The organism is Streptomyces sp. NPDC031340 (assembly GCF_055569945.1).
Map to the genome: position 1 here is coordinate 1 of NZ_JBVIIE010000058.1, position 20,933 is coordinate 20,933.

At 71.5% G+C, this 20,933-nt stretch carries 22 protein-coding genes and 2 pseudogenes; 12 read left to right on the top strand and 12 right to left on the bottom strand.

What is annotated here, in order from left to right; all coding sequences use genetic code 11:
• Nucleotides 1-258, top strand: a pseudogene (locus ACZ5GT_RS33000) (hypothetical protein); the annotation flags it as partial.
• Nucleotides 259-549: 291 nt separating this feature from the next.
• Here ACZ5GT_RS33000 and ACZ5GT_RS33005 read toward each other — a convergent pair.
• Nucleotides 550-1,770 carry a helix-turn-helix domain-containing protein gene (locus tag ACZ5GT_RS33005; protein ID WP_469033710.1) on the bottom strand — a complete coding sequence of 407 codons (1,221 nt, stop codon included), beginning with the start codon at nucleotides 1,768-1,770 and terminating at the stop codon, nucleotides 550-552.
• Nucleotides 1,771-1,946: 176 nt separating this feature from the next.
• Between ACZ5GT_RS33005 and ACZ5GT_RS33010 the strand changes: the two genes are divergently transcribed.
• Nucleotides 1,947-2,486, top strand: a complete 540-nt coding sequence (locus ACZ5GT_RS33010; RefSeq protein WP_469033713.1) for an ATP-binding protein — start codon at nucleotides 1,947-1,949, stop codon at nucleotides 2,484-2,486.
• A 13-nt stretch (nucleotides 2,487-2,499) separates the two neighbouring features.
• On the opposite strand, the gene ACZ5GT_RS33015 is transcribed toward ACZ5GT_RS33010, so the two are convergent.
• The gene (locus ACZ5GT_RS33015) at nucleotides 2,500-2,997 is read right to left on the bottom strand and encodes a DUF4265 domain-containing protein (RefSeq protein ID WP_469033717.1); all 498 of its coding nucleotides are present in this window, start codon (nucleotides 2,995-2,997) and stop codon (nucleotides 2,500-2,502) included.
• A gap of 340 nt (nucleotides 2,998-3,337) precedes the next feature.
• Between ACZ5GT_RS33015 and ACZ5GT_RS33020 the strand changes: the two genes are divergently transcribed.
• The 3 genes and pseudogenes from ACZ5GT_RS33020 to ACZ5GT_RS33030 form a co-directional block, all read left to right on the top strand.
• Nucleotides 3,338-3,835 carry a DUF4142 domain-containing protein gene (locus ACZ5GT_RS33020; RefSeq protein ID WP_469033718.1) on the top strand — a complete coding sequence of 166 codons (498 nt, stop codon included), beginning with the start codon at nucleotides 3,338-3,340 and terminating at the stop codon, nucleotides 3,833-3,835.
• 197 nt (nucleotides 3,836-4,032) lie between these two features.
• Nucleotides 4,033-4,299, top strand: coding sequence for a hypothetical protein (locus ACZ5GT_RS33025; protein ID WP_469033720.1), 267 nt, complete (start codon nucleotides 4,033-4,035; stop codon nucleotides 4,297-4,299).
• A 93-nt stretch (nucleotides 4,300-4,392) separates the two neighbouring features.
• Nucleotides 4,393-4,575, top strand: a pseudogene (locus ACZ5GT_RS33030) (hypothetical protein); the annotation flags it as partial.
• A gap of 466 nt (nucleotides 4,576-5,041) precedes the next feature.
• Here the strand turns inward: ACZ5GT_RS33030 and ACZ5GT_RS33035 are convergent.
• Nucleotides 5,042-5,803 carry a phosphoglyceromutase gene (locus ACZ5GT_RS33035; RefSeq protein WP_469033723.1) on the bottom strand — a complete coding sequence of 254 codons (762 nt, stop codon included), beginning with the start codon at nucleotides 5,801-5,803 and terminating at the stop codon, nucleotides 5,042-5,044.
• 162 nt (nucleotides 5,804-5,965) lie between these two features.
• Between ACZ5GT_RS33035 and ACZ5GT_RS33040 the strand changes: the two genes are divergently transcribed.
• Entirely contained in the window at nucleotides 5,966-7,219 is a 1,254-nt protein-coding gene (locus ACZ5GT_RS33040) for an MDR family MFS transporter (RefSeq protein WP_469033725.1), read from the top strand.
• 47 nt (nucleotides 7,220-7,266) lie between these two features.
• Here the strand turns inward: ACZ5GT_RS33040 and ACZ5GT_RS33045 are convergent, their stop codons facing one another.
• Nucleotides 7,267-7,743, bottom strand: coding sequence for a DUF2000 family protein (locus ACZ5GT_RS33045; RefSeq protein ID WP_469033727.1), 477 nt, complete (start codon nucleotides 7,741-7,743; stop codon nucleotides 7,267-7,269).
• Between ACZ5GT_RS33045 and ACZ5GT_RS33050 the strand changes: the two genes are divergently transcribed.
• Nucleotides 7,742-8,578, top strand: a complete 837-nt coding sequence (locus ACZ5GT_RS33050; RefSeq protein WP_469033729.1) for an AraC family transcriptional regulator — start codon at nucleotides 7,742-7,744, stop codon at nucleotides 8,576-8,578. The genes ACZ5GT_RS33045 and ACZ5GT_RS33050 overlap by 2 nt on opposite strands.
• 13 nt (nucleotides 8,579-8,591) lie before the next feature.
• Here the strand turns inward: ACZ5GT_RS33050 and ACZ5GT_RS33055 are convergent, their stop codons facing one another.
• From ACZ5GT_RS33055 to mshA, 3 genes are all read right to left on the bottom strand, one after another.
• Nucleotides 8,592-9,404, bottom strand: a complete 813-nt coding sequence (locus ACZ5GT_RS33055) for a hypothetical protein (RefSeq protein ID WP_469033730.1) — start codon at nucleotides 9,402-9,404, stop codon at nucleotides 8,592-8,594.
• A 77-nt stretch (nucleotides 9,405-9,481) separates the two neighbouring features.
• Nucleotides 9,482-9,982 carry a type III secretion system chaperone family protein gene (locus ACZ5GT_RS33060; protein WP_469033732.1) on the bottom strand — a complete coding sequence of 167 codons (501 nt, stop codon included), beginning with the start codon at nucleotides 9,980-9,982 and terminating at the stop codon, nucleotides 9,482-9,484.
• Nucleotides 9,975-11,312, bottom strand: a complete 1,338-nt coding sequence (gene mshA / locus ACZ5GT_RS33065; RefSeq protein ID WP_469033733.1) for a D-inositol-3-phosphate glycosyltransferase — start codon at nucleotides 11,310-11,312, stop codon at nucleotides 9,975-9,977. The genes ACZ5GT_RS33060 and mshA overlap by 8 nt, the downstream gene beginning before the upstream one ends.
• 392 nt (nucleotides 11,313-11,704) lie before the next feature.
• Between mshA and ACZ5GT_RS33070 the strand changes: the two genes are divergently transcribed.
• From ACZ5GT_RS33070 to ACZ5GT_RS33080, 3 genes are all read left to right on the top strand, one after another.
• Entirely contained in the window at nucleotides 11,705-12,472 is a 768-nt protein-coding gene (locus tag ACZ5GT_RS33070) for a class I SAM-dependent methyltransferase (protein ID WP_469033735.1), read from the top strand.
• 441 nt (nucleotides 12,473-12,913) lie between these two features.
• Entirely contained in the window at nucleotides 12,914-14,011 is a 1,098-nt protein-coding gene (locus ACZ5GT_RS33075; protein ID WP_469033834.1) for a C40 family peptidase, read from the top strand.
• 248 nt (nucleotides 14,012-14,259) lie between these two features.
• Complete coding sequence (locus ACZ5GT_RS33080) at nucleotides 14,260-15,573, top strand: PP2C family protein-serine/threonine phosphatase (protein WP_469033738.1); 1,314 nt, start codon at nucleotides 14,260-14,262, stop codon at nucleotides 15,571-15,573.
• A gap of 97 nt (nucleotides 15,574-15,670) precedes the next feature.
• On the opposite strand, the gene ACZ5GT_RS33085 is transcribed toward ACZ5GT_RS33080, so the two are convergent.
• The 3 genes from ACZ5GT_RS33085 to ACZ5GT_RS33095 form a co-directional block, all read right to left on the bottom strand.
• Entirely contained in the window at nucleotides 15,671-16,006 is a 336-nt protein-coding gene (locus ACZ5GT_RS33085; protein ID WP_469033836.1) for a DUF2516 family protein, read from the bottom strand.
• 136 nt (nucleotides 16,007-16,142) lie between these two features.
• Nucleotides 16,143-16,829: a hypothetical protein gene (locus tag ACZ5GT_RS33090; protein ID WP_469033740.1), complete on the bottom strand. Its 687-nt coding sequence runs from the start codon at nucleotides 16,827-16,829 to the stop codon at nucleotides 16,143-16,145.
• 89 nt (nucleotides 16,830-16,918) lie between these two features.
• Complete coding sequence (locus tag ACZ5GT_RS33095) at nucleotides 16,919-17,533, bottom strand: helix-turn-helix domain-containing protein (protein ID WP_469033742.1); 615 nt, start codon at nucleotides 17,531-17,533, stop codon at nucleotides 16,919-16,921.
• A gap of 203 nt (nucleotides 17,534-17,736) precedes the next feature.
• Here ACZ5GT_RS33095 and ACZ5GT_RS33100 point away from each other — a divergent pair, with 203 nt between their 5' ends.
• Nucleotides 17,737-18,591 (top strand): alpha/beta hydrolase, encoded by an 855-nt coding sequence (locus ACZ5GT_RS33100; protein WP_469033745.1) that lies wholly within the window; start codon nucleotides 17,737-17,739, stop codon nucleotides 18,589-18,591.
• A gap of 27 nt (nucleotides 18,592-18,618) precedes the next feature.
• On the opposite strand, the gene ACZ5GT_RS33105 is transcribed toward ACZ5GT_RS33100, so the two are convergent.
• Nucleotides 18,619-19,191, bottom strand: coding sequence for a DUF6817 domain-containing protein (locus tag ACZ5GT_RS33105; RefSeq protein WP_469033747.1), 573 nt, complete (start codon nucleotides 19,189-19,191; stop codon nucleotides 18,619-18,621).
• Between the two features lie 197 nt (nucleotides 19,192-19,388).
• Between ACZ5GT_RS33105 and ACZ5GT_RS33110 the strand changes: the two genes are divergently transcribed.
• Entirely contained in the window at nucleotides 19,389-20,246 is an 858-nt protein-coding gene (locus ACZ5GT_RS33110) for a GNAT family N-acetyltransferase (RefSeq protein WP_469033750.1), read from the top strand.
• On the opposite strand, the gene ACZ5GT_RS33115 is transcribed toward ACZ5GT_RS33110, so the two are convergent.
• Nucleotides 20,218-20,838, bottom strand: coding sequence for a hypothetical protein (locus ACZ5GT_RS33115; protein ID WP_469033752.1), 621 nt, complete (start codon nucleotides 20,836-20,838; stop codon nucleotides 20,218-20,220). The genes ACZ5GT_RS33110 and ACZ5GT_RS33115 overlap by 29 nt on opposite strands.
• Between the last annotated feature and the right edge of the window lie 95 nt (nucleotides 20,839-20,933).

Genomic DNA, 20,933 nt, shown 5'->3' on the forward strand with positions numbered 1-20,933 from the left:
AGCGAGCCGGCCGACGGGGAACAGACCCTCTCACTGGGCGCCGGACACTACACACCCGACGTCGCCAAGATCACCATCAGCTACGGCGACAACCCGACGCAGTACCCGGCCCTCATGGCAGACGGCGCGTTCGTCTACACGGCGGCCATCTCCGGCCTCGAAGAGAACTCCCCCTCCCCCACCCCCTACGTCCACGCCTACAACGCAGCGGGCCAGGAGATCTACAACCAGCAGACGGAACCCACCGCCAAGCAGTAACACCCGCCGCCGCAAGCCCTCACTGCGGCCCCGGCACCCTGCCCGGGCCGCAGCGACCACAACGACCACGCACCCCCCATCAAAACGCGGGTCCGGTGCGCCCAGCCCTGCTCCCCATCCCCCTCGGGAGACCACTGCGAAGCTTCGGGCACCGTGGCCTGTCGCCGCGGCGGTGAACCATCACACCCCTACCTCGTGACAACCCGTCACCACACCACAAGAAGTGGACCAGAACCCGATCCGGTGCACATCTGGTGCGGTGACGGGCGGCCGACCGTAAACACGAGACCGTCACCTGGCCCTGGCGCGGATCTGTGACCGCCGAAGACGAGTCGAGCTGGGTTGGTGGCGCCGGGGCCTCAAGCCGAACAGTCTGTCGTGGACCTCTGCGACGAGGGGTTCCTGTCGCCAGGGGCGTAGTTCGCGGGCGGCTCCGAAGACGATGTTCATGCCTCCGCCCCCGCGTGTGGTCTCCAACTCGGCGATGGCTTCGGTGAGGCTGGCCACTCCCGCCTCGACGTCGCGTTGACGGATACGGGCGAGCGTAAGGTTCCCCAATACGATCGCGCGTGACTTGCGCCTGTCCCGTAGCTGTTCCTCCGTCTCGGCCAGCAGGGTCTCGGCCCGTCGGTGGTCTCCGAGGGCGAGGTAGCAGGAACCTGCGAGACGGCCGAACTGGGTGGGCGACACCAGGTCGGCTGCGGCGTCGCTGCCGTCCGCACGCGCCAGTCGGCGTTCCGCGCCGACGAGAGCACGTTCGCAGTCCGAGGCCGACCGCAGCATGGCGTGTGCCTCGGCGACGTGCAGGAGCGCCAGCCCGGCCAGGGCGGGACTCGTGCGCTCGGCGGTTTCGGCAGCTTGCTCCGCGAGCGCGAGCCCGGCCCGCGCGTCGCGTGCGCCGTACAGCGCGACGTAGCGGGTGCGCAGTAAGGCATGCGCTTCGAGAGTGGTGTCACGTAGGTGGCGGGCGAGACCGGCGCTCTGCTCGTAGTAGGTCTTGGCAGTGGTGTGGTCTCGGCGCTGGGAGGCGTCCCAGACCAACTGCCCCATGAGAGTGCACGCGTCGGCGTGCAGAGCGTGCAGTTCCCTCTGCACACGCCCGCAGGCCGAGCCAGCGGCGAGCCGGTCGACGCGGTTGAGTTGTGCCGCTGCTTCTGCGATGAGACCGGCCGAAGGAAAACGGTCGTAGCGAGCGGCGCAGTCGTCGAAGCGCGTGCGAAGTGCGGCGATGGCGGACAGGTCGATGCGGCCCGGGTGAAGTATCGCGTGATCGAGGGCATCCTGTCCCTGCGTGTCATCTGGCGACCGCACGGTCAGCAGGTCATTGAGACCCTCGGCATCGACGCGCAGAAGGCGGGCCAGCCGCGGACGCATCCAGGGCTGCGGAGCGGTGCGGCCTGATTCCCAGCGGGTGACGGTGGAGCGGTCCACCCGCATGTGCTCGGCGAGAGCCTCTTGGGTGAGGCCCACGGTCCGGCGGCGCAGTGCGAGGCCGTTGCGGCGGTGTGCCATGACGCTGTCCCCCGTTTCTCCTGCCCTGCCAGAGATGTGCGGCTGGGCGACTCCCAGGTGAGACGTGGTGATGACGCACGGATGCCGCATCGGTGCGTCCATTGTGCTCTGGGCGTTGACCGTTGTGGGCGGTTGTGTGGAACTCCGACGCACTCCGCCAGGAAGGTCCGCCCTCCATGACGCTCCGAACGCCCGCCCCGAAGTCCTCGTCCTTCCGTGTCCCGTCCGACGTCGGCTCCGTGTCTTCCGCTCGTCGCAGGGTCGTCGCGGTCGTCCGTGACTGGGACCTGCCGCTGGTTGAGGACACGGTCGAGACGCTGGAGCTGCTGGCCGGCGAGGTGATCGCGAACGCCGTGGTGCACACGGGGCAGGGCTGCCAGGTCACGGTGAGCTGGGACGGGACCTGTGTGCGGTTCGAGGCGGAGGACGCGGAAGGCGGCCTCCTCCCGCAGCGGACGCCGGCCAACTCGGACGAGGAGAGCGGGCGCGGACTGCAGTTGGTCGACAGCCTGGCCCAGAGTTGGGGCTCCCGACCGACCCCGGGCGGAAAGGTGGTCTGGTTCGAGATCGGCAGTTGCTCACGCCCGCCGCTCCGGCCGTGTCCCGGCGTAAGCGGCAGCGATCTTCCGTACGGGGGTGCACAGCGGCCGGTGTCGGTTGCCGAACCGGGGTGCGGCGTGCTCAGCGGCTCCCGTGCGCATGTCACTTCCACCTGATTACTGCCCCTGATCACTGACCTCCTGACTTCGGATGCACGAGCGCCGAAGTCAGGCACAGGCGCCTCCGACCGGACCGCCACCGCCCGGTGGGGGCGGCCGGAGACACCACAGCCAGGGAGCGGGCAGCCGGCTCGCTTCCGCCCACGCCGAAGGAGATACGCCTGAGCAGAACACGACCACGAACGGTGGTCAGGAGGACCACGGTCTGCTGATCACCCATCGCCGGATCGTCGCCGCCCGTGCCGCTGATCCCCCACCATTCCTTGGCCACTCCATGGCTGAGGAGCCTCTGCACCTTGGCCAGGTCGGCAGTCGGCGGGACGTCCAGAGCGACCGTGCCGAACCGCTCCATGCCCTCGCCGCACACTCCGAGTTTCTGACACGCGTTGATCACACTCTGCCGTGCAGCTCCAGAGCCGCCGTCACGGAGCACGATGAGACGGATGGTGCAGTTCTCCGAGGTGCGTCGGGAGCAGCAGCGGTCGGCCCTGTCGGCTGCAGCCGTCACACGGGCCATTCGCCGGTTCTGCGCCGACTGCGCTAGCTGTGGCGCCTCGGGTGCGGACACCCCTGCGTTCAACCATGTGGTGATGCGGGCGCGTCGAAGGTCGTAGGGTCGGCCGCCGAAGATCGACGCTTGACCACCCACCGAAGCTGATAGAGATGCCCGAGTCCTCGGTTGCCGAGGAACTCAACCGGGTGAACCATGGCATAGGTACGGTTTCTCATGCTTCGAGCAATGAAGGTGGGGTCTTCGTCGAGGCTTGCGTGCGACCCGTGGAGGACTCGTGTACACGACTCGGTCCCGTGCCCGTTTCGCCGCCGTATGCGCCACCACCCTGTGCGTCATGGGTGCCACGTCGCTGCCGGCTCTCGCGTCCTCGTCGTCCTCGTCGTTCTCGTCGTCGGCGGTCTCCACCCTGGACAGGCAGCTCCTGACCGCGGCCCACCAGGGAAACCTGTGGGAGATCACGACCGGTCAGCAGGCTCAGAGCGCCGCGACCACCGCCTGCGTCAAGCGGGTCGGCGCCGACTTCATCCGCGACCACAGAGCCCTTGATGCCGGCGTCGTCAAGACCGCGGCAGAACTCGGCGTGGCACTGCCGTCCGGGCAGACGAGTGCGCAGCTGAGGCAAACTGCCGCCCTCAAGTCCCTCGCCGGGACGTCCGCGTACGATGCCGCGTGGCTCAAGGCCCAGTACCCCGCCCACGTGCAGACCCTCGCGCTCATCGACAAGGAGATCGCCTCGGGTACCAACCCGCTGGTGAAGTCGCTGGCCAAGAGCGCGCGCCCGGTGGTCTCACGCCACACCCAGATGGTCAACCACGGCGTGTGTCACGCGTAGGCGCCCACCGGCTCACAGACGTGATCTCGGCTCACTGAGGTGCGCCTTCGGGGGATCACGAAGCGGAGAGGCGGACGGGCCTGGTTCGTACGGCCGTAGGAGTGATCAAAGCATGACTGACGTTACGCGCTGATCCTCTTTGCGCATCGTTCTCCATGTGTCTGCCCGACCTGGGGCAGAGCAGTGGAGGAGGACATATGAGGAACGTCCAGAAGATTGCTGCGGTGGCCGCAGCCACCTGCGGAATCCTCTTCGCCGGCATCGGCGGGGCCAGCGCGGACACCGGTAACGGGGGAGACAACATCCCCGTGCTCAGCAACATCAACACCCTCAACTGGGACGATTCGCCCTTCTGTGGAATCCAGGTCAAGACCGAGGACAGCAAGCAGAAGACGTCCTGTCCGGTGGTGCACAACGAGGGCAGCTCCAACAGCCCGGTGTACATCGTCACCTTCGGTGATTGATCTTCCATAGTGGTCTGGCTGTCGTGTCGGGCGGGCGCCCACGTCTTCGGCATGGTTCGGCCTCGCAATTTTGATCACGTCAGGCAAAACCACCTCCCCGACACGATGGTGCGCGCCGGCCAGTCCTCCGAGAAGGCGGCGCTGATCTACCGGCACTCCGACGAGGAGCGGCGACGGGAGGTTGCCGCCGGGCTCGACGACCTCGTACGCGCCGAAGGGGCGAAGCCCCACACCGGCGACCGCGCGCACCACTGCGAAGGGCCGCCGGAGAGCTAATGCCGGAGAGCTAATGGTGCGGTTGTGGTGCGGAGCCCGCCGACTGGTCCGGACGACGCAGAACCCCCAGGCCACCGGCCTGGGGGTTCTGCGTGGAGCAGGTGACGAGAATCGAACTCGTGCTCTCAGCATGGGAAGCTCGGGGTTCCTTGGCAGCGATCGCTGCGCTGACCTGCGTCGAACTGCGTCCGGCGCTGGTGACTCCTCCCCAGTACTCCCCGCTGTAACCCGTGATCTGCCACAGGATCTGGCACGCGTCTGGCACGAGACGCCCGCCGCTCCGGCCGCGTCCCGCCGTAAGCGACAGCGATCTCCCGTTCGGGGGTGCACAGCGGCCGGTGTCGGTCGCCGAACCGGGGTGCGGCGTGCCGGCCGACGGGGTGACCGCGGCCCGGTGACGGCCCAGTGCAGGAACAAGCCCCCTACCCACGGGCAAACCGCAGGCAGGGGGCTTACGCCTGGGCGGTTACTTCTTCTTGCCCTGGTTCTTGACCGCTTCGATCGCTGCTGCCGCCGCGTCCGGGTCGAGGTAGCGGCCGCCCGGGGTGACCGGCTTGAAGTCGGGGGTGAGTTCGTACAGGAGGGGGATGCCCGTGGGGATGTTCAGGCCCGCGATGTCGGCGTCCGAGATGCCGTCGAGGTGCTTGACCAGGGCGCGGAGGCTGTTGCCGTGGGCCGCGACCAGGACCGTGCGGCCGGTCAGGAGGTCGGGGACGATGCCGTCGTACCAGTAGGGGAGCATGCGGACGACGACGTCCTTGAGGCACTCGGTGCGGGGGCGCAGCTCCGGCGGGATTGTCGCGTAGCGCGGGTCGTCCGACTGGGACCACTCGGTGCCGTCCTCGAGCGGCGGCGGCGGGGTGTCGTAGGAGCGGCGCCACAGCATGAACTGCTCCTCGCCGAACTCGGCGAGCGTCTGGGCCTTGTCCTTGCCCTGGAGGGCGCCGTAGTGGCGCTCGTTCAGGCGCCAGGTGCGGTGGACCGGGATCCAGTGGCGGTCGGCGGCCTCCAGGGCCAGCTGCGCCGTGCGGATCGCGCGCTTCTGGAGGGACGTGTGCACCACGTCGGGCAGCAGGCCGGCGTCCTTGAGCAGCTCACCGCCGCGGACCGCCTCCTTCTCGCCCTTCTCGTTGAGGTTGACGTCCACCCAGCCGGTGAACAGGTTCTTCGCGTTCCACTCGCTCTCGCCGTGGCGGAGGAGGATCAGCTTGTACGGTGCGTCGGCCATGCCCCAGAGCGTAATCCACGCTTTCGGGCGCATGCGTGGCCCGCCCGGCAGCCGGACAGTTGACGGGATCCGTTAATCGAGTGGCCGGGGAGGGCGACGGCTTCGTAAGTTGTGATCGCAGAGTTGGCCGCTTACATGAGAACACCGTCGTGGGGGATCCGCATGCCATTCGCCAGCCTGGGGCGCGCCGCCCGCGAAACCGTCTCCGGACTCCCCCGCGCCTTCTGGTGGCTGTGGACCAGCACCCTCGTCAACCGGCTCGGCGCCTTCGTCGCCACGTTCATGGCGCTGTACCTGACCGTGGAGCGCGGTTACTCCGCCTCGTACGCGGGTCTCGTCGCCTCCCTGCACGGGTTCGGCGGCGTCGTCTCCTCGCTCGCCGCCGGTGTGATGACCGACCGGCTCGGGCGGCGGCCCACCCTGCTCATCGCCCAGGCCTCGACCGCCGCCTCGGTGGCGCTGCTGGGCTTCATGCACGACCCCGCGGCCATCGCCGCCGTCGCCTTCCTGGTGGGCATGACGAGCAACGCCTCGCGGCCCGCCGTGCAGGCGATGATGGCCGACATCGTCCGGCCGGAGGACCGGGTGCGGGCCTTCTCCCTCAACTACTGGGCCATCAACCTCGGCTTCGCCGTCTCCTCGGTGGCGGCCGGGTTCATCGCCCAGGTCAGCTATCGCGCCGGGTTCCTGCTGGAGGCGGGCATGACGGCGGTCTGCGCGGTGGTGGTGTTCCTGAAGCTGCCCGAGTCCCGGCCGGAGCGCACGGCCAAGGCCGCGCGGGAGGACACCGTCGGGCTCGGCGCCGTCCTGCGCGACGGGCGCTACATGGCCGTCGTCGGCCTGTCGTTCCTGATCGCCGTGATCTTCCAGCAGGGGTCGATCGGCCTGCCGGTGGCGATGGGCGAGGCCGGGTTCACGCCCGCCGACTACGGCATGGCGATCGCCGTCAACGGCATCCTGATCGTCGCCCTGCAGATCCCGGTGACCCGGTTCATCGAGCACCGGGACCCGCGGCGGCTGCTGGTGGCGTCGGCGCTGCTGGCCGGGTACGGCTTCGGGCTCACCGCCTTCGCCGGATCGGTCGGCGTCCTCGCGCTCACGGTGTGCGTGTGGACGCTGGGCGAGATGATCAACGCGCCGACGCAGACGGGTCTGGTCGTACGGCTCTCGCCGGTGCACGGACGCGGCCGCTACCAGGGCGTGTACACCCTGTCCTGGTCCGTCGCCGCGCTCGTCGCGCCGCTGATGTCCGGCTTCGTCATCGACCGGTTCGGGGCGGAGTGGCTGTGGGGCCTGTGCGCGGTGGTCGGCACGGTGGCCGCCTTCGGGTACGGGGCCCTGATGCGGCGGATGCCGGCGCGGGAGCCCGCCGTGGAGAAGCCGGCGGCGGCCCCGGCGGAGGCCGGTGCCGCGTGAGGACCATGAGGGCCGTCAGGGGTGCATCCGGGCTCCCTTGAGGATCGTCACGGATGCATTCGGGCGCCCTTGAGGATCTTGTCCACCGCGTTCTTCGGGCCGTGCACGGACAGGCCCACCAGGTCCAGTCCGGCCGTGGGCACGGCCCGGACGGCCGCCCGGTTGTCGCGGTCGTTGCCCGTCGTGAACAGGTCGCCGGTGAAGACCGCCCGCGGCAGCGCCCGGCTCAGCGCACGCGCGTGTGCCGCGGTCAGCGTCTCCTTCGTCCCCTCGAAGACCAGGACGGGCTGGCGGAACATCGGCAGGTAGGGCACGCCGTCGCCGTCCTCGTAGGGCTCGCCGACGACCTCGGGGACCATGGTGCCGAGGCCGCTGACCAGGAACGCCGTGACGTTCAGCCGCTGCCAGGTCTCCAGGTCCTCGCGCAGCAGGACGGCGATCTTGGTGTCGAACCGGATGGGTGCGTCGCTCATGCCCCGAGCCTGCCGACCGCCCGGCGGCGCCGTCTTGTACGTTCGTCGCATGGCCGCTGAGCGTGACGTGACCGCCTGGCGCCCCCAAATCCCGGGGGTGGTGGAGGTCTTCCACGCCCGTTTCACCGAGTACGCCTACCCGATGCACGTCCACGAGGCGTGGACGCTGCTCATCGTGGACGACGGCGCCGTACGGTACGACCTCGACCGGCACGAGCACGGCACCCCGCACGACACGGTCTCGCTGCTGCCGCCGCACGTCCCGCACAACGGCTCGCCGGCCACCCCGCACGGCTTCCGCAAGCGCGTGCTGTACCTCGACGGCTCCCGGCTGGGCGAGGACCTGATCGGCCCGGCGGTGGACTCCCCCGACCTGCGCGACCCCGTACTGCGCCTACGCGTCGGCCAGTTGCACACCGCCCTCGCCCGGCCCGGCGACGAACTCGAGGCGGACAGCAGGCTGACCCTGATCGGCGACCGGCTGCGCGCGCACCTGCGGCCCGGGGCCGGCCCCGAGCCCCCGCGCCGCGACCCCGCCCTGGCCCGGCGGCTGCGCGAACTCCTCGACGAGCGTGTCGTGCAGGGCCTCACCCTCGACGAGGCGGCCGCGCTCCTGCACGCCCATCGCGCGCACCTGGTACGGGCGTTCAGCACCGCCTACGGCATCGCCCCGCACCAGTACCTGATGTCCCGCCGCGTCGGCCGCGCCCGCCGGCTGCTCCTGGACGGACGCCCGCCGGGCGAGGTCGCCGTCCTGACCGGCTTCTACGACCAGCCCCATCTCACCCGGCACTTCCGCAGACTGGTGGGGGTGCCCCCGGGACGGTACGGACGGCATGCCCGCGGGCGGCGCGGCGACGAACCGGCGGCCCACCCGCGGGCGTGAGGATGAGCCGGGCTCAGACGACGTCGACGTAGTCGGACTTGGCCGTGGCGCTGCCCGTCGTCGAGGTCTCGCCGTAGCTCCAGCGCCAGTAGCCGTCGGCGGACGCGGTGACCGTGGTCTTCAGGTAGCCGGTGGAGTTGGTCCGCACGTACTTGACGGTCTGGTAGCTGCTGGTGCCCGCCTTGCGGAACTGGAGCTTGGCCAGCTTGTCGGCGTAGCCGACGTACGCGTGCTTCACCCAGTCGGCGCGGGTGGCCCGGCCCGTCACGGTGATCGCCTTGCCCTTGGCGACCGGCTCGGGCGAGGCGTTGACGGTGGCCCGGGCGGCGCGTTTGACCGCGATGCTGCCGAAGCCGGTCAGGTACTCGTGCGCCTTGAGCTGGGTGCCCGTCTTGTCCCACAGTCGCGCGGAGACGGCGATCTTCCAGGACGTGGCGTCATTGTTGGAGTCCAGCGTGTAGGGCGGGTTGATGTACAGGTCGCCCTCGCAGTCCGCGGAGGTCGGGCTGTCGTCGTAGAGGGTGACGCCGCCGAGGTAAATGCCGCCCTCGTTGGCTCCCTTGGCGGCCGTGGTGTCGTGGTACAGGTAGGGGTTCGCGTCCATGGTGGTGGGCGTGTAGCCGGCGGGCCAGGTCACGCGGAAGCTGAGGCCGGGGGACTTCTCCTCGCTGATGCCCACGACGATGGGCTTGCCGTTGTTCACGACCAGGTCGGTCACCGTGATGCCGGTGTCCGCCGCCTGGGCGGCCGGCGCGGCGAACGCCGTGAAGGCGAGGGCTCCCGCGAGCACGGTGGCGGCCGCGGCGCCGGTTCTGCCTGTGCGCATGCACAACCTCTTCTTGCTGGTAGGGCTGACAGCGACTAGACCGCGTCGGACCCAAGGAGGTTGTACAGCCGACGGGGTCACCCCTCGGAACGCCGGGTGAGGTGTGCGAAGGCGTCCAGGTTGCGGGTCGACTCGCCCCGCGACACCCGCCACTCGTACTCCCGGCGGATCGCGGAGGCGAAACCCAGTTCCAGCAGCGTGTTGAAGCTGCCGTCGGCGGCCTCCAGGACCTGGCCGAGCAGGCGGTCCACCTCGTCGGGGGTGACGGCGGACAGCGGCAGCTTGCCGGTGAGGTAGATGTCGCCGAGGCGGTCCACGGCGTAACCGACGCCGTACAGCTTGAGGTTGCGCTCCAGCAGCCAGCGGTGGACGCCGGCCTCGTTCTCGTCGGGGTGGCGGATCACGAAGGCGTTGAGGGAGAGCGAGTGGCGGCCCACGAGCAGGGAGACCGTGGTGGACAGCTTGCGCGTGCCGGGGAGCTTGACGACGTAGGAGCCCGGCGCGGGGCTCTCCCACTCGAGTTCGGCCTCCTTCAGGACGCCCTCGATGACCTGACCTGCCTTCTCCGCATCAGCCATGGTGGGAGCGTACGCGACGCCGGTGCGACTGCATCGCCGCCGTGTAGACGTCCGCCGTGGCGGCCGCCGCGGCGTCCCAGCCGAAGGATTGCGCGTGCCGGGCGGCGGCCGCGCCCATGCGGTCCGACAGCCGCGGGTCGTCGGCGAAGTCGCGCAGCACGCGCGCGTAGTCGGCCGGGTCGTGGCCGCGTACGAGGAACCCGGTGTGGCCGTCCCGCACGGCGACCGGCAGCCCGCCCACGGCGGCCGCGAGCACCGGCGTGCCCGCCGCCTGCGCCTCTATGGCGACCAGGCCGAAGGACTCGCTGTAGGACGGCATGACGAGCACGGAGGCTGCCCGGAACCAGTCCGCGAGCTGCTCCTGCCGGACGGGCGGGTGGAAACGGACCACGTCCGCGATGCCCAGCCGGGACGCCAGCTTCTGCAGGCCCTCCGGCTTGGCGAGGCCGCTGCCGCTGGGCCCGCCGACGACGGGTACGACGATCCGGGAGCGCAGTTCGGGACGCTCGTCGAGCAGCCCGCCCACCGCGCGCAGCAGCACGTCGGGGGCCTTCAGCGGCTGTATGCGGCCCGCGAAGAGGGGGACCAGGGCGTCCTGCGGAAGGTCCAGGCGGGCGCGGGCGGCGGCGCGGCCGTCGGCGGGGCGGAAGCGGTCCAGGTTCACGCCGGGGTGGACGACGGCGACCTTGCCGGGGTCCGCGCTGTAGTGCCCCACCAGCTCGTCGGCCTCCTCCGCGGTGTTCGCGATCAGCCGGTCGGCGGCGGCGACGATCTGGGTCTCGCCGATGACCCGGGCGGCGGGCTCGGGGGTGTCGCCGTCGGCGAGGTTGGCGTTCTTGACCTTGGCCATGGTGTGCATGGCGTGCACCAGGGGCGCGCCCCAGCGCTGGGCGGCGAGCCAGCCGACGTGGCCGGAGAGCCAGTAGTGGGAGTGGACGAGGTCGTAGTAGCCGGGGCGGTGGCCTGCCCAGGCCTGCATCACGCCGTGCGTGAAGGCGCACAGCTGGGCGGGCAGGTCCTCCTTGGCCAGGCCCTCGTAGGGGCCCGCGTCGACGTGCCGCACCAGGACGCCCGGCGCCAGTTCCACGACCGGCGGGAGCGCGGCGGTGGTCGCGCGGGTGAAGATCTCGACCTCTACGTTGATCGCGGCCAGCCGCTGCGCGAGCTCCACGATGTAGACGTTCATGCCGCCGGCGTCGCCGGTGCCCGGCTGGTGGAGGGGTGAGGTGTGCACGGAGAGCATGGCGACGCGGCGCGGGCGGCGGTGCGGCCAGAGCCGTGCGGGCGTTGCCGGGGAGCGACGCCCGAGCCTGCTGACGTACTGGCTCACGTGGCGATCCTCCTTGTACGGGCAGGCCGGTCGAAGGGTGTGGGGCGCCCTCCGAGGGTGTGCAACAGCGGGGGAACGGGTTCCCATCCCGGGCGGAACGAACTTTGCCGAGGCGTTACCGGAAGTCGCTCAACCGTTCGACGGCGGGGCGCGTCCTGTCCTGGCCGGGCATCCGACTGCCCGGCGTCCGACTGCCGGGCGTCCGGCTGCGGGCAGTTCCGCGCGGTCCGGTGCCCGCACGGCCCGGCACTCGCAGGGCCCAGCACTCGCGCGGTCCGGTGCCCGCACGGCCGGCCCGGCGCCCGCGCGGCGCGCATACCCTCGTAGGCATGACATCCCGCGCCGCCGCCCTCCCTCGCTCTCGGCTTCGCCCGGGCGGGGGCGCCCCCGTCGTGGGCACGGTCACGCGCGGGACGACCAACCCCAACCGGCTGCGCCGCATGGACCGCTGGATCGCGGCCGTGCACGGGGCCGAGCTGCGCCGCGCCGCCGATCCGGTCGCCGTCGACCTGGGGTACGGGGCCGCGCCCTGGACGGCCGTCGAGCTGCTGCACCGGCTGCGTGCCGTCGCTCCGCGCGTGCGCGTGGCCGGCATCGAGATCGACCCGGCCCGGGTCGCGGCGGCCCAGCCGTACGAGCGCGACGGGCTGGTCTTCCGGCACGGCGGGTTCGAGATCCCCCTCCCCCGGCGGCCGCTGCTGGTCCGCGCCGCCAACGTGCTGCGCCAGTACGACGAGGGCGAGGTCGCCGCGGTCTGGGAGCGCCTGCGCGGGCGGCTCGCGCCGGGCGGGCTGCTGGTCGAGGGCACCTGCGACGAGATCGGGCGCCGGCACGTGTGGGTCGCGCTGGGCCCCGAAGGGCCGCGCACGGTCACGTTCGCCACCCGGCTGGGCTCCCTGGAGCGGCCCTCGGACCTCGCCGAGCGGCTGCCGAAGGCGCTCATCCACCGCAATGTGCCCGGCGAGCCGGTGCACGCCTTCCTGCGCGACTTCGACCGCGCCTGGGCGGCCGCCGCGCCGTACGCCTCCTACGGCGCCCGGCAGCGCTGGATCCGCGCGGTGCGCGCCCTCGCGGCCGACTGGCCGGTGACGGACGGGCCGGCGCGGTGGCGCCAGGGCGAAGTGACGGTGGCGTGGCGGGCGTTGGCCCCGCGCGGGTGAAGGCTCGCCGCGCGGGTGAACGCCCGCCGCTCGGCTGAACGCCCGCGCGCGCACCGGCGAACCGGCGCGACACCCGAGGAATGACGTGCCGGGGCCCTGCGGGACGGCCCGCCCGCGGGGATGACGTGCCCGGGAAGCCGGAGGGAACGGCCCGCCCCGGCACCTGCGGAAACGGCACCACCGAGGCATCCGCGAAAACGGACCGCCGGAACTCCCGGCGGAGTGCCCCGGCCGGGTGAACTGCCGCAGACCTTTCGGCCTGTCGGGAACGGTGCGGGTGAGTCGTTCGTCACAAAGGCGGGGAGATCGCCATCAGGGGAGACAAAGAAGGGAAGTCCCACGTCCGACGGCCTCTGTCGTTTTGCGCGCGGGCATGGCACGATCCCCCAGGCGTCGCAAGTTACTGACGGTTAATCAGGTTGGGGGAACAGAGGCATGGCGATGGCACCGGGCAAGCACGGCCTGATCGCGACCGCCGTCACCGTGGTCTGCGCGGTCACCGTCCTGGCGGCACCGGGCACCGCGCTGGCGAGTCCGGGCCCGGCCCCGACCCCCTCGGCATCCCCCTCGGCCTCGGCCACCGCGTCCCCGGCCCCCGTGTCGAACAAGGACCTCGAGGCCGTCCGCAAGAAGCTCGACAAGCTGTACCACGACGCGGCGGTCGCCACGGACGCGTACAACGCGGCCGAGGAGAAGGCCGAGAAGCAGTCCGCCGAGATCGTCGAGCTGGCGAAGAAGATCGTCGAGGGCCAGCGGAAGCTCGACGAGCTGAAGCGGCGCGCTGGCGCCGCGGCCGCCGCCCAGTACCGCACCAACGGTCTGCCCGACGAGGCCCAGCTGCTGCTCAGCGACGACCCCCAGGACTTCCTCGACGGCACCGGCCGGGTGCTGCAGGGCCAGCGCGCGACCAAGGGCCTGCTGCGCGAGATGACCCGCACCCAGCAGGACTTGAAGCAGTACGCCGAGGACGCCTCCGCCCAGTGGAAGAAGCTGGAGAGCCACCGCAAGGCCAAGGCCGCGGCCCGCAAGAAGATCAAGCAGCAGATCGCGGCGGCCGAGGAGCTCGAGTCGCAGCTGGAGAAGCAGGAGAAGGAACGCCTGGCGAAGCTGGAGCGGCAGGCCGCCTACCAGGCGCAGACCGCCTGGCTGGACTCCGGCATCCTCGACGAGATCAACGGAAAGGCCTCCGAACAGGGCAAGAAGGCGGTGAAGTTCGCCGCCGCGCAGATCGGCAAGCCGTACGTGTGGGGCGCCGAGGGCCCGGACGCCTACGACTGCTCGGGACTGACCTCGCAGGCCTGGGCGGACGCCGGACACCCGATCCCGCGCACCTCGCAGGAGCAGTGGAAGCAGCTCGAGCACGTCGACGTCAAGGACATGCGCCCCGGCGACCTGATCATCTACTTCGACGACGCCAGCCACGTCGGGATGTACGTGGGCGACGGCGCGATCGTGCACGCCCCGCGCCCGGGGCGGACGGTGACGCTCGCGGGCGCCGGGTCGATGCCGATCCTCGGGGTGGTGCGGCCGGACGCGTGAGCCGGGCCATGTGACGCAGCCCACGCGGGTGCGCGGCCAAACCCCGCGCGGACGTGACGTTCGTCATTCCGCCGTCACGGCCCGCCTGTCCAACTGCGGTAGGGATCGCGGCATATGACAGTGGCCACCCGCCGAAGGACGTGGCCCGCACCATTCCGCTGCGGCGCCGACACCCGCTATGGTCCCCGTCGGTAGGCCGAGCCCCTCGCCCTGCCGTGCCCTCGGGGGGAGGGAAGGAACCCAGCACGATGCCCGTACCCGTACCGCGGCAGAGAGCGATCCCGGCCGTGGAGAGTGGTCAGGCGCAGGCCGCGTCCCCAGGCGGCGGCTCCTCCAAGGAAACGTCGGCACCGCCGAAGGAAGTCACGGTCGACACGAACGGCGCCACGCCCACCCATCTGACGCTGCTGCTGATCGAGGACGATCCCGGCGGTTCGCCGGTCGTGCCCGAACTGCAAGACTCGGCGGGCAAGCCGATCCGCGTGCGCACCGCCCGCAACCTCACCGAGGCCGAGCGGCTGCTGACCGACGACGTGCACTGCATCCTGCTCGACCTCTCGCTGTCCGCCCCGGGCCGCTCCGACGACGAGGACGAGCTCGCCGTCCTCCGGCACGTGCTGCGGCTCGCGCCCCGGCACGCCGTCCTCGCGCTCACCGCGTCCGGCGACGCCGAGCGCGGCACCGAGGCGGTGCGCGTGGGCGCCCAGGACTACCTCTTCCGCGACGAGCTGGACGGCCGGCTGCTGAGCCGGGCGATCCGGTACGCCGTCGAGCGGAAGCGTTCCGACACCGCCGAGCGGCGGCTCGCCGAGGGCAAGCTGCGCGCCCAGGAGAACCGGCGCCTGGAGCGCGGGCTGCTGCCCACCCCGCTGCTGGAGGGCTCGCCCCTGCGGTTCGCCGCCCGCTACCGCCCGGGCCGCTCCCGCGCCCTGCTCGGCGGTGACTTCTACGACGTCGTCCGCACCCCGGACGGCACCGTGCACGCCATGATCGGCGACGTCTGCGGCCACGGCCCGGACGAGGCCGCGCTCGGCGTGGAACTGCGCATCGCCTGGCGGGCACTGACGCTGGCGGGCCTGTGCGGCGACGAACTGCTCGGCACGCTGCAGCAGGTGCTGGAGCACGAGCGCTCCGACGACGAGATCTTCGCGACGCTGTGCACGGTGGACATCGCCCCCGACGGCCGCCGCGCCGGCCTGTGCCTGGCCGGGCACCCGGCCCCGCTGATCGCCCACCCCGGCCACCCGGCGAGGCTGCTGCCGCAGGAGAACAACGGTCCCGCGCTCGGCCTGCTGCCGGGCGCGCGCTGGCCGCGGATGCAGGTGGAGCTGGGTGCCGAGTGGAGTCTGATGCTCTACACCGACGGCCTGATCGAGGGCCGCATCGGCGAGAGCGGAGAGCGGCTCGGCCAGGACGGCATGGTGGAACTGGTGCGCCGGCAGCTCGCCGAGGGCCTCAGCGGCGAGGAACTGCTGCGGGCCGCGGTGAACGAGGTGCGCGACCTCAACGGCGGCGAACTGACGGACGACGTGGCCGTACTGCTGCTGGACCGGACGCCGTAGCCGCCTGCGCGACGCGGTCCCGGGGCCGCCTGCCGCGGGACCCGGTGTCGGGGTGCCGGGGTGCCGGAGTGCCGTGCGGAGAGCCGATCCGACGGGGTCAGCGCCCGCCGTTGTACGGGCCGTACGGTCCGTCGCTGCTGGAGCCGCGGCGGCTGCTGCGGCCCCCGCCGGACATGCCGCGCAGGGCGGGCCGTACGTCGACCATGTACACGATGGTCGCGATCAGGCCGATGATCGGCAGGAACGACAGGATGTTGAAGATCAGGTTCACCACGAAGGCGAGCCCGAGGACGATCAGCCAGAAGGGCTTCGTCTTCTTGTCGGCCGCGCGGTAGGCGTCCTCGCGGCGCGTGGCGGCGTCGATCAGCGCGAAGCCGCTGAAAAGGATCAGGGCCATGCTCAGCAGCCACATGAACCCTGCGAAGCCCTGCATCAGCACTACGTCCACCACCAGACTCGGCTCGTCCCTACGCGGTCACCGTACCCGCTCCCGCGACTCCGCTACCCGCAGAACGGGCCGGGCACTCGGTAAGTGCCCGGCCCGTCCGGAGTCGTTCCGCTCGCCCGTGTCACTTGACGGGCGGGATCGTCTTCTTCGCGGTGGCCGGCTTGCGGGCCGGCGCCTTCTTGACGGCGGCGGGCTTGTTGTCCGCGGCGGGCTCGGACTCGACCGCGGCGAGCTTGACCTCGGCCGGCGCGGCCTCCTGCTTCACCGCGGCGGGCTCGGGCTTGGGCTCGACGGCGACCGCCAGCTCCTCGACCTCCTCGGCCACGTTCTCGATGCCCTCGGCGGCCTCGCCGCGCCAGGTCCGCACGGTCTGCTCGCCGTGCTCGGCGACCTTCTCGTAGGTCTCGCGGGCCTTCACGGCGTACTCGGCGGCGACGCCCACACCGCGCAGGGCGATGTCCTGGGCGGCCTCGCCGAGCTTCTTCAGGTCGGCGTCGAGCGTGGCGCCGAGCTTCTTGACGTCACCGTCGATGGTGTTGAGGAACTCGTTGACCTTGGCCTGGAGGGTCTCCTGCCGCTCCTTGACGCGGGCCTGCGCCTCCTTGGCGCGCGCGGCGGCCTTCTCCTGGACCGCCTTGGGGTCGGTGTTGCGGACGGCCTCGATGCGGGCCGGCGCCTCGGCGCGCAGCTGCTCCACCAGCGCGGGAACCTTCTTGGCCTTCTGGAAGGCGATGTCGGCGGTGCCGGCGGCGAAGTAGAGCGGCGTGGGGTCGCTGAATGTCTTACGCAGGTCGTCAGTGATGGCCATGATGCTGGTTCTCCCGAATCGCTTTCGGCTGAGGGTTTCGGTTCCCGCGATCGGTCGGCCGACCGGTCGGTCTCGCTGCTCGGTCATGATCAGCCGGCTGTCTGCTGCGGGTCGGCGTCGCTGCCGTCGGACGGGCGGGCGGTACGGCGCGCGGCGGACGTGCGACCGCCGGTCGTGCGGGGCGTCGTGCGGGGACGGCGCTCGCCGGGCCCGTCGCCGTCGCCCTGGCGGGCACGGCGTGCGGCGGTGCCGCCGTCTTCGCCGGTGTCGCTCACCGCGGTGCCGGCCGCCCTGCCGGCCCGGTCCGCGTCGTCCGGCCCATCCGGCCCGACCGCCGCGTCCGCCGTGGTTATCCCGAATCCGTTCTCCTTGCGGAAGGACTCGTAGATCTGGAGCAGCACCTGCTTCTGCCGCTCGTTCAGCGTGGGATCGGCGAGGATGACGGCGCGCGTCTCCACCTCGTCCCGGTCCCGGTCGGCGTCGAGGATGCCGGCCCGCACGTACAGCGTCTCGGCGGAGATCCGCAGCGCCTTGGCGACCTGCTGCAGCACCTCCGCGCTCGGCTTGCGCAGTCCGCGCTCGATCTGGCTCAGGTACGGATTCGACACCCCGGCGGCGTCGGCGAGCTGCCTGAGCGACAGCTGCGCGTTGCGCCGCTGCTCGCGCAGGTACTCACCGAGATTGCCGACGTTGAGCGATGCCATGTCTCCACTGTGCACCCACGCGCTAACTATTGCAAGCAACCTGCTTGCAGGAGTACACCCCGGTGTCGTGGCGGTCGCGGCGATCACGTGGGGCTGAGCACGACAGGTGTCGTACTGGCCGGCAGGGCATCGGTCGTAAGCCGTGCCGGGCTCCTGCCACAGCAGCACCTTGCCGCGTAGATCGTTCTGTTGGAGGCTGAGGCATGCAGAAGCTGCCGACCTTCGTTCTTGTTCACGGGGCCTTCGCCAATTCGTTCTCGTTCGCGCCGCTGCAGGCCGAGCTCGCCTTACTCGGGCACCGCTCGGTCGCGGTCGACCTTCCGGGGCACGGATTCGAGGCGACCTTCCCCGCGGCCTACCAGGCTCCCCAGGATCTCGACGCCCTCGCCGCAGAACCGGGGAACATCAAGGGAGTCACGCTCGCCGACAACGCCGCCCGCGTGATCGAAGTCCTCGAACGGGCCAAGCGGAACGGGCCCGTCATCCTCGTCGCCCACAGCAGAGGCGGCATCACGGCCACCGCCGTCGCCAACGCCCGGCCCGAGCTGATCGACCGGATCGTTTACGTCTCCGCCTGGTGCCCCGTCGATCTGGACGTGAGCGACTACTACGCCCAGCCGGAGATGGCGGAGGTCGACGCGGGAGCCTTCGCCGTCACGCTCGTCGGAAACCCCGCCGAACTCGGTTTCCTCCGGACCAACTTCCGCACCGCCGATCCGGCGGCACTCGCCGCGTTCAAGCGAGCGTTCGCCGCCGACCTCACCGATGACGAGTTCCGGACCTTCCTGAACACCTTCCAGCCCGATGAGAATCTGGACGTCGGTACGTCCGCCGACCGGGCGCAGGCCGCGACCTGGGGCCGGATACCCAAGACCTATGTGCGCCTGGCCGCCGATGCCAGCATTCCGCTCGCCATGCAGGACCGCATGATCCGCGAAGCCGACGCGCTCACACCCGACAACCCCTTCGACGTCCGGACACTCGAGGGCAGTCACCTGCGCTGGCTCGTCCGCCCGAAGCCCGCCGCCGAACTGCTCGCACACCTCGCAGCGCGCTGACGCAACCCCGCAGGCGCCGCAGGACGCTCAGGCCGGCTGCTCCGGGCTGCTGCCCGGGGCGAGTACGGTGCGGCAGGCGGACCAGGCCGGTTCGCTCAGCAGGGGGCGGAGGCGGGTGAACAGGGCGAGGAGTTCGGCTCCCCATTTCTCCCGGAAGGACGGGTCGACGCGGGCGAGATCGAGTTCGTTGGCGGCGGTCAGTTCGGCGAAGTCCCGGCGCAGCCGCGGCTCGGGGACAAGGTCGTGCCCGGTGAACCGGTCGTGGAAGGCCCCGTCGGCGTCCGCGAGCCCCGGGTAGGTGGCCTCGCGGTCGCACGAGGCGTAGAGGTACACGAGCGCTTCGGCCTCCGCGCCGATCACCGCGGCGAGTTCGGCGCGGCGGTCCAGGGGCAGGAGGGCGGCGGGGAAGCCGTCGGTGCCGTAGAACGCATGGCACAGGCCCGCCAGTCGGAGGGCGGGGCGGGCGCCCCAAGCGGCGAGTTGTTCCCGGACGCGCTGGAGGTGCACGAGAAGAGTGCCGCCCGGATGAGCGACGTCACCGGCGCCGAGTTCGCGCAGCAGCGCGACGGCCCGGTCGGAGGCAGAAAGGGAAGCGGACACTAGGCGGAATCCTTCCGTTGCTCGGGTCGGCACCCGTCCGTGCCTCCGCCGGGGTCCGCGCCCCGCGAAGGCGCCGGACGGGTTGCCGCCCAGGTGGCCTGGGCCGATCATCACGAGCAGCGGCGGGCCCGGTCAATCAGGTGGATTCCTCGACGGCCCGCAGTCATGAATGCCGGGCCGTCCGGGGAGCATGAAGCATGCGCCCGGACGACTGGCACCTCACCGAAGACGTCGACGACTTCCTCGCCCGAGCGGGAGACTTCCTGCGCTCGCGGCCCGGACCGCACATCATGCAGCTGACCTGGGCCGAGAGAGTGCGAAAGCGCGGGGCGGAGTCCTTCGGCGCCGAAGCTCCCCTCTTCGGCTCACTGGAGCGGGCGGGCGAGGTGCACGGCACCTTCTACCGCCTCCCGCCCCGCCGTCTCGGCCTCTCCCCGCTCTCGCCCGAGCAGGCCGACTCCCTCGCCGCCCGCCTGGCCGCCCTCGGACAACCGCCCGCCGGCGTCAGCGCGGACCACGACACCGCCACCGCTTTCGCCGAGGCCTGGCAACGGCGCACCGGGGCCACGCCGAGACTCCGCGACACGCAGGTCCGTCTGTACCGCCTCGGCACGCTCACCCCGCCGGATCCGATGCCGGCGGGCCGGGCGCGCGTCCTGGGCGAGCAGGACCTCGACGAAGCCATCTTCTGGTGCGGCGAGTTCGCCAAGGCCGTCGGGGAGCCCGTCTCCCTGGACGCCGGCTCGTGGGCCGGCAGCCGCTTCGCCGACAAGCGCTACACCCTCTGGGAGACCCCCGACGGCACCCCCGTCTCCATCGCGGGCAGCAACCCGCTGATCGGCGGCCAGATCCAGGTGGACATCGTCTACACCCCGGCCCACCTGCGCGGCCGCGGCTACGCGGGCGCGGTGTCTGCGGAGGTGAGCCGGGCCGCACTGGCCGCGGGCGCCAGGGACGTCGTGCTGTTCGCGGACCGGTCCAACCCCACCAGCAACGCCCTGTACCAGCGCCTCGGCTACCGCACCCTCACCGACTGGTCGGTGTACGACTTCTGACCTCTCCGGCGCCTCCGAGCCACGCCTCGACGGCCGCGAAGTCCCGGTCGGTGAGGCCGTGACGGTGGTCGACGCGGTGCAGCAGGGCCGGCGCGGGATGGTGGGCGGCCACCCAGGCGCGGTCGGCTTCGGTGAGTTCGTCGTCCAGCCACACGAAGGGGCGGCCGGCCGCCCAGGCGACGAGGGGCCGGGTCTTCCAGTGCGGCGACACGGCCGGCCGCCCGTCGTTCCGGTACACCGGCCCGTGGTCGCCGTGCACCGGCACGTCGTGGCCGTACGCCGGACCGTCGTGGCCGTGGTACGCATCGCCGGGTACGGCGTCCGGGGGCTCGTCCGGCCAGGTCACCAGTGGCAGCGGGGGCAGGCCGAGCCAGGGCGCGAGGCACTCGTTGGCGTCGTCCTCCCAGGTCGTGGCCCACACCAGCGCGCAGCCCAGCGCGGCCAGTTTCGGGCCGAGTGCCGGGTCGACGCGGCTGAGCAGCGGGTGCGAGGCGGCGAGGCGCGGCGGCACGCGGCGGGAGGCGTACACCGGGTACGGCGCCGGCCCGCCGAACGGGATCAGCGTGCCGTCGACGTCGAGGAAGAGCAGCATCGAAGACAGGATCGCCGAAGCGGGGCGACGGCGAAACCGTTGGCGGCGGGTGGCGGGCGGGCGCTACCGTGCCTGCCATGACTGCCGGGTCGGCC

Excerpts from the sequence above, each read along its gene's own strand:
- ACZ5GT_RS33005 (WP_469033710.1), bottom strand. The coding sequence starts at position 1,770 with ATGGCACACCGCCGCAACGGCCTCGCACTGCGCCGCCGGACCGTGGGC.
- ACZ5GT_RS33010 (WP_469033713.1), top strand. The coding sequence starts at position 1,947 with ATGACGCTCCGAACGCCCGCCCCGAAGTCCTCGTCCTTCCGTGTCCCG.
- ACZ5GT_RS33020 (WP_469033718.1), top strand. The coding sequence starts at position 3,338 with ATGGGTGCCACGTCGCTGCCGGCTCTCGCGTCCTCGTCGTCCTCGTCG.
- ACZ5GT_RS33025 (WP_469033720.1), top strand. The coding sequence starts at position 4,033 with ATGAGGAACGTCCAGAAGATTGCTGCGGTGGCCGCAGCCACCTGCGGA.
- ACZ5GT_RS33035 (WP_469033723.1), bottom strand. The coding sequence starts at position 5,803 with ATGGCCGACGCACCGTACAAGCTGATCCTCCTCCGCCACGGCGAGAGC.
- ACZ5GT_RS33040 (WP_469033725.1), top strand. The coding sequence starts at position 5,966 with ATGCCATTCGCCAGCCTGGGGCGCGCCGCCCGCGAAACCGTCTCCGGA.
- ACZ5GT_RS33050 (WP_469033729.1), top strand. The coding sequence starts at position 7,742 with ATGGCCGCTGAGCGTGACGTGACCGCCTGGCGCCCCCAAATCCCGGGG.
- ACZ5GT_RS33045 (WP_469033727.1), bottom strand. The coding sequence starts at position 7,743 with ATGCGACGAACGTACAAGACGGCGCCGCCGGGCGGTCGGCAGGCTCGG.
- ACZ5GT_RS33055 (WP_469033730.1), bottom strand. The coding sequence starts at position 9,404 with ATGCGCACAGGCAGAACCGGCGCCGCGGCCGCCACCGTGCTCGCGGGA.
- ACZ5GT_RS33060 (WP_469033732.1), bottom strand. The coding sequence starts at position 9,982 with ATGGCTGATGCGGAGAAGGCAGGTCAGGTCATCGAGGGCGTCCTGAAG.
- ACZ5GT_RS33075 (WP_469033834.1), top strand. The coding sequence starts at position 12,914 with ATGGCACCGGGCAAGCACGGCCTGATCGCGACCGCCGTCACCGTGGTC.
- ACZ5GT_RS33080 (WP_469033738.1), top strand. The coding sequence starts at position 14,260 with ATGCCCGTACCCGTACCGCGGCAGAGAGCGATCCCGGCCGTGGAGAGT.
- ACZ5GT_RS33085 (WP_469033836.1), bottom strand. The coding sequence starts at position 16,006 with ATGCAGGGCTTCGCAGGGTTCATGTGGCTGCTGAGCATGGCCCTGATC.
- ACZ5GT_RS33090 (WP_469033740.1), bottom strand. The coding sequence starts at position 16,829 with ATGGCCATCACTGACGACCTGCGTAAGACATTCAGCGACCCCACGCCG.
- ACZ5GT_RS33095 (WP_469033742.1), bottom strand. The coding sequence starts at position 17,533 with ATGGCATCGCTCAACGTCGGCAATCTCGGTGAGTACCTGCGCGAGCAG.
- ACZ5GT_RS33100 (WP_469033745.1), top strand. The coding sequence starts at position 17,737 with ATGCAGAAGCTGCCGACCTTCGTTCTTGTTCACGGGGCCTTCGCCAAT.
- ACZ5GT_RS33110 (WP_469033750.1), top strand. The coding sequence starts at position 19,389 with ATGCGCCCGGACGACTGGCACCTCACCGAAGACGTCGACGACTTCCTC.
- ACZ5GT_RS33115 (WP_469033752.1), bottom strand. The coding sequence starts at position 20,838 with ATGCTGCTCTTCCTCGACGTCGACGGCACGCTGATCCCGTTCGGCGGG.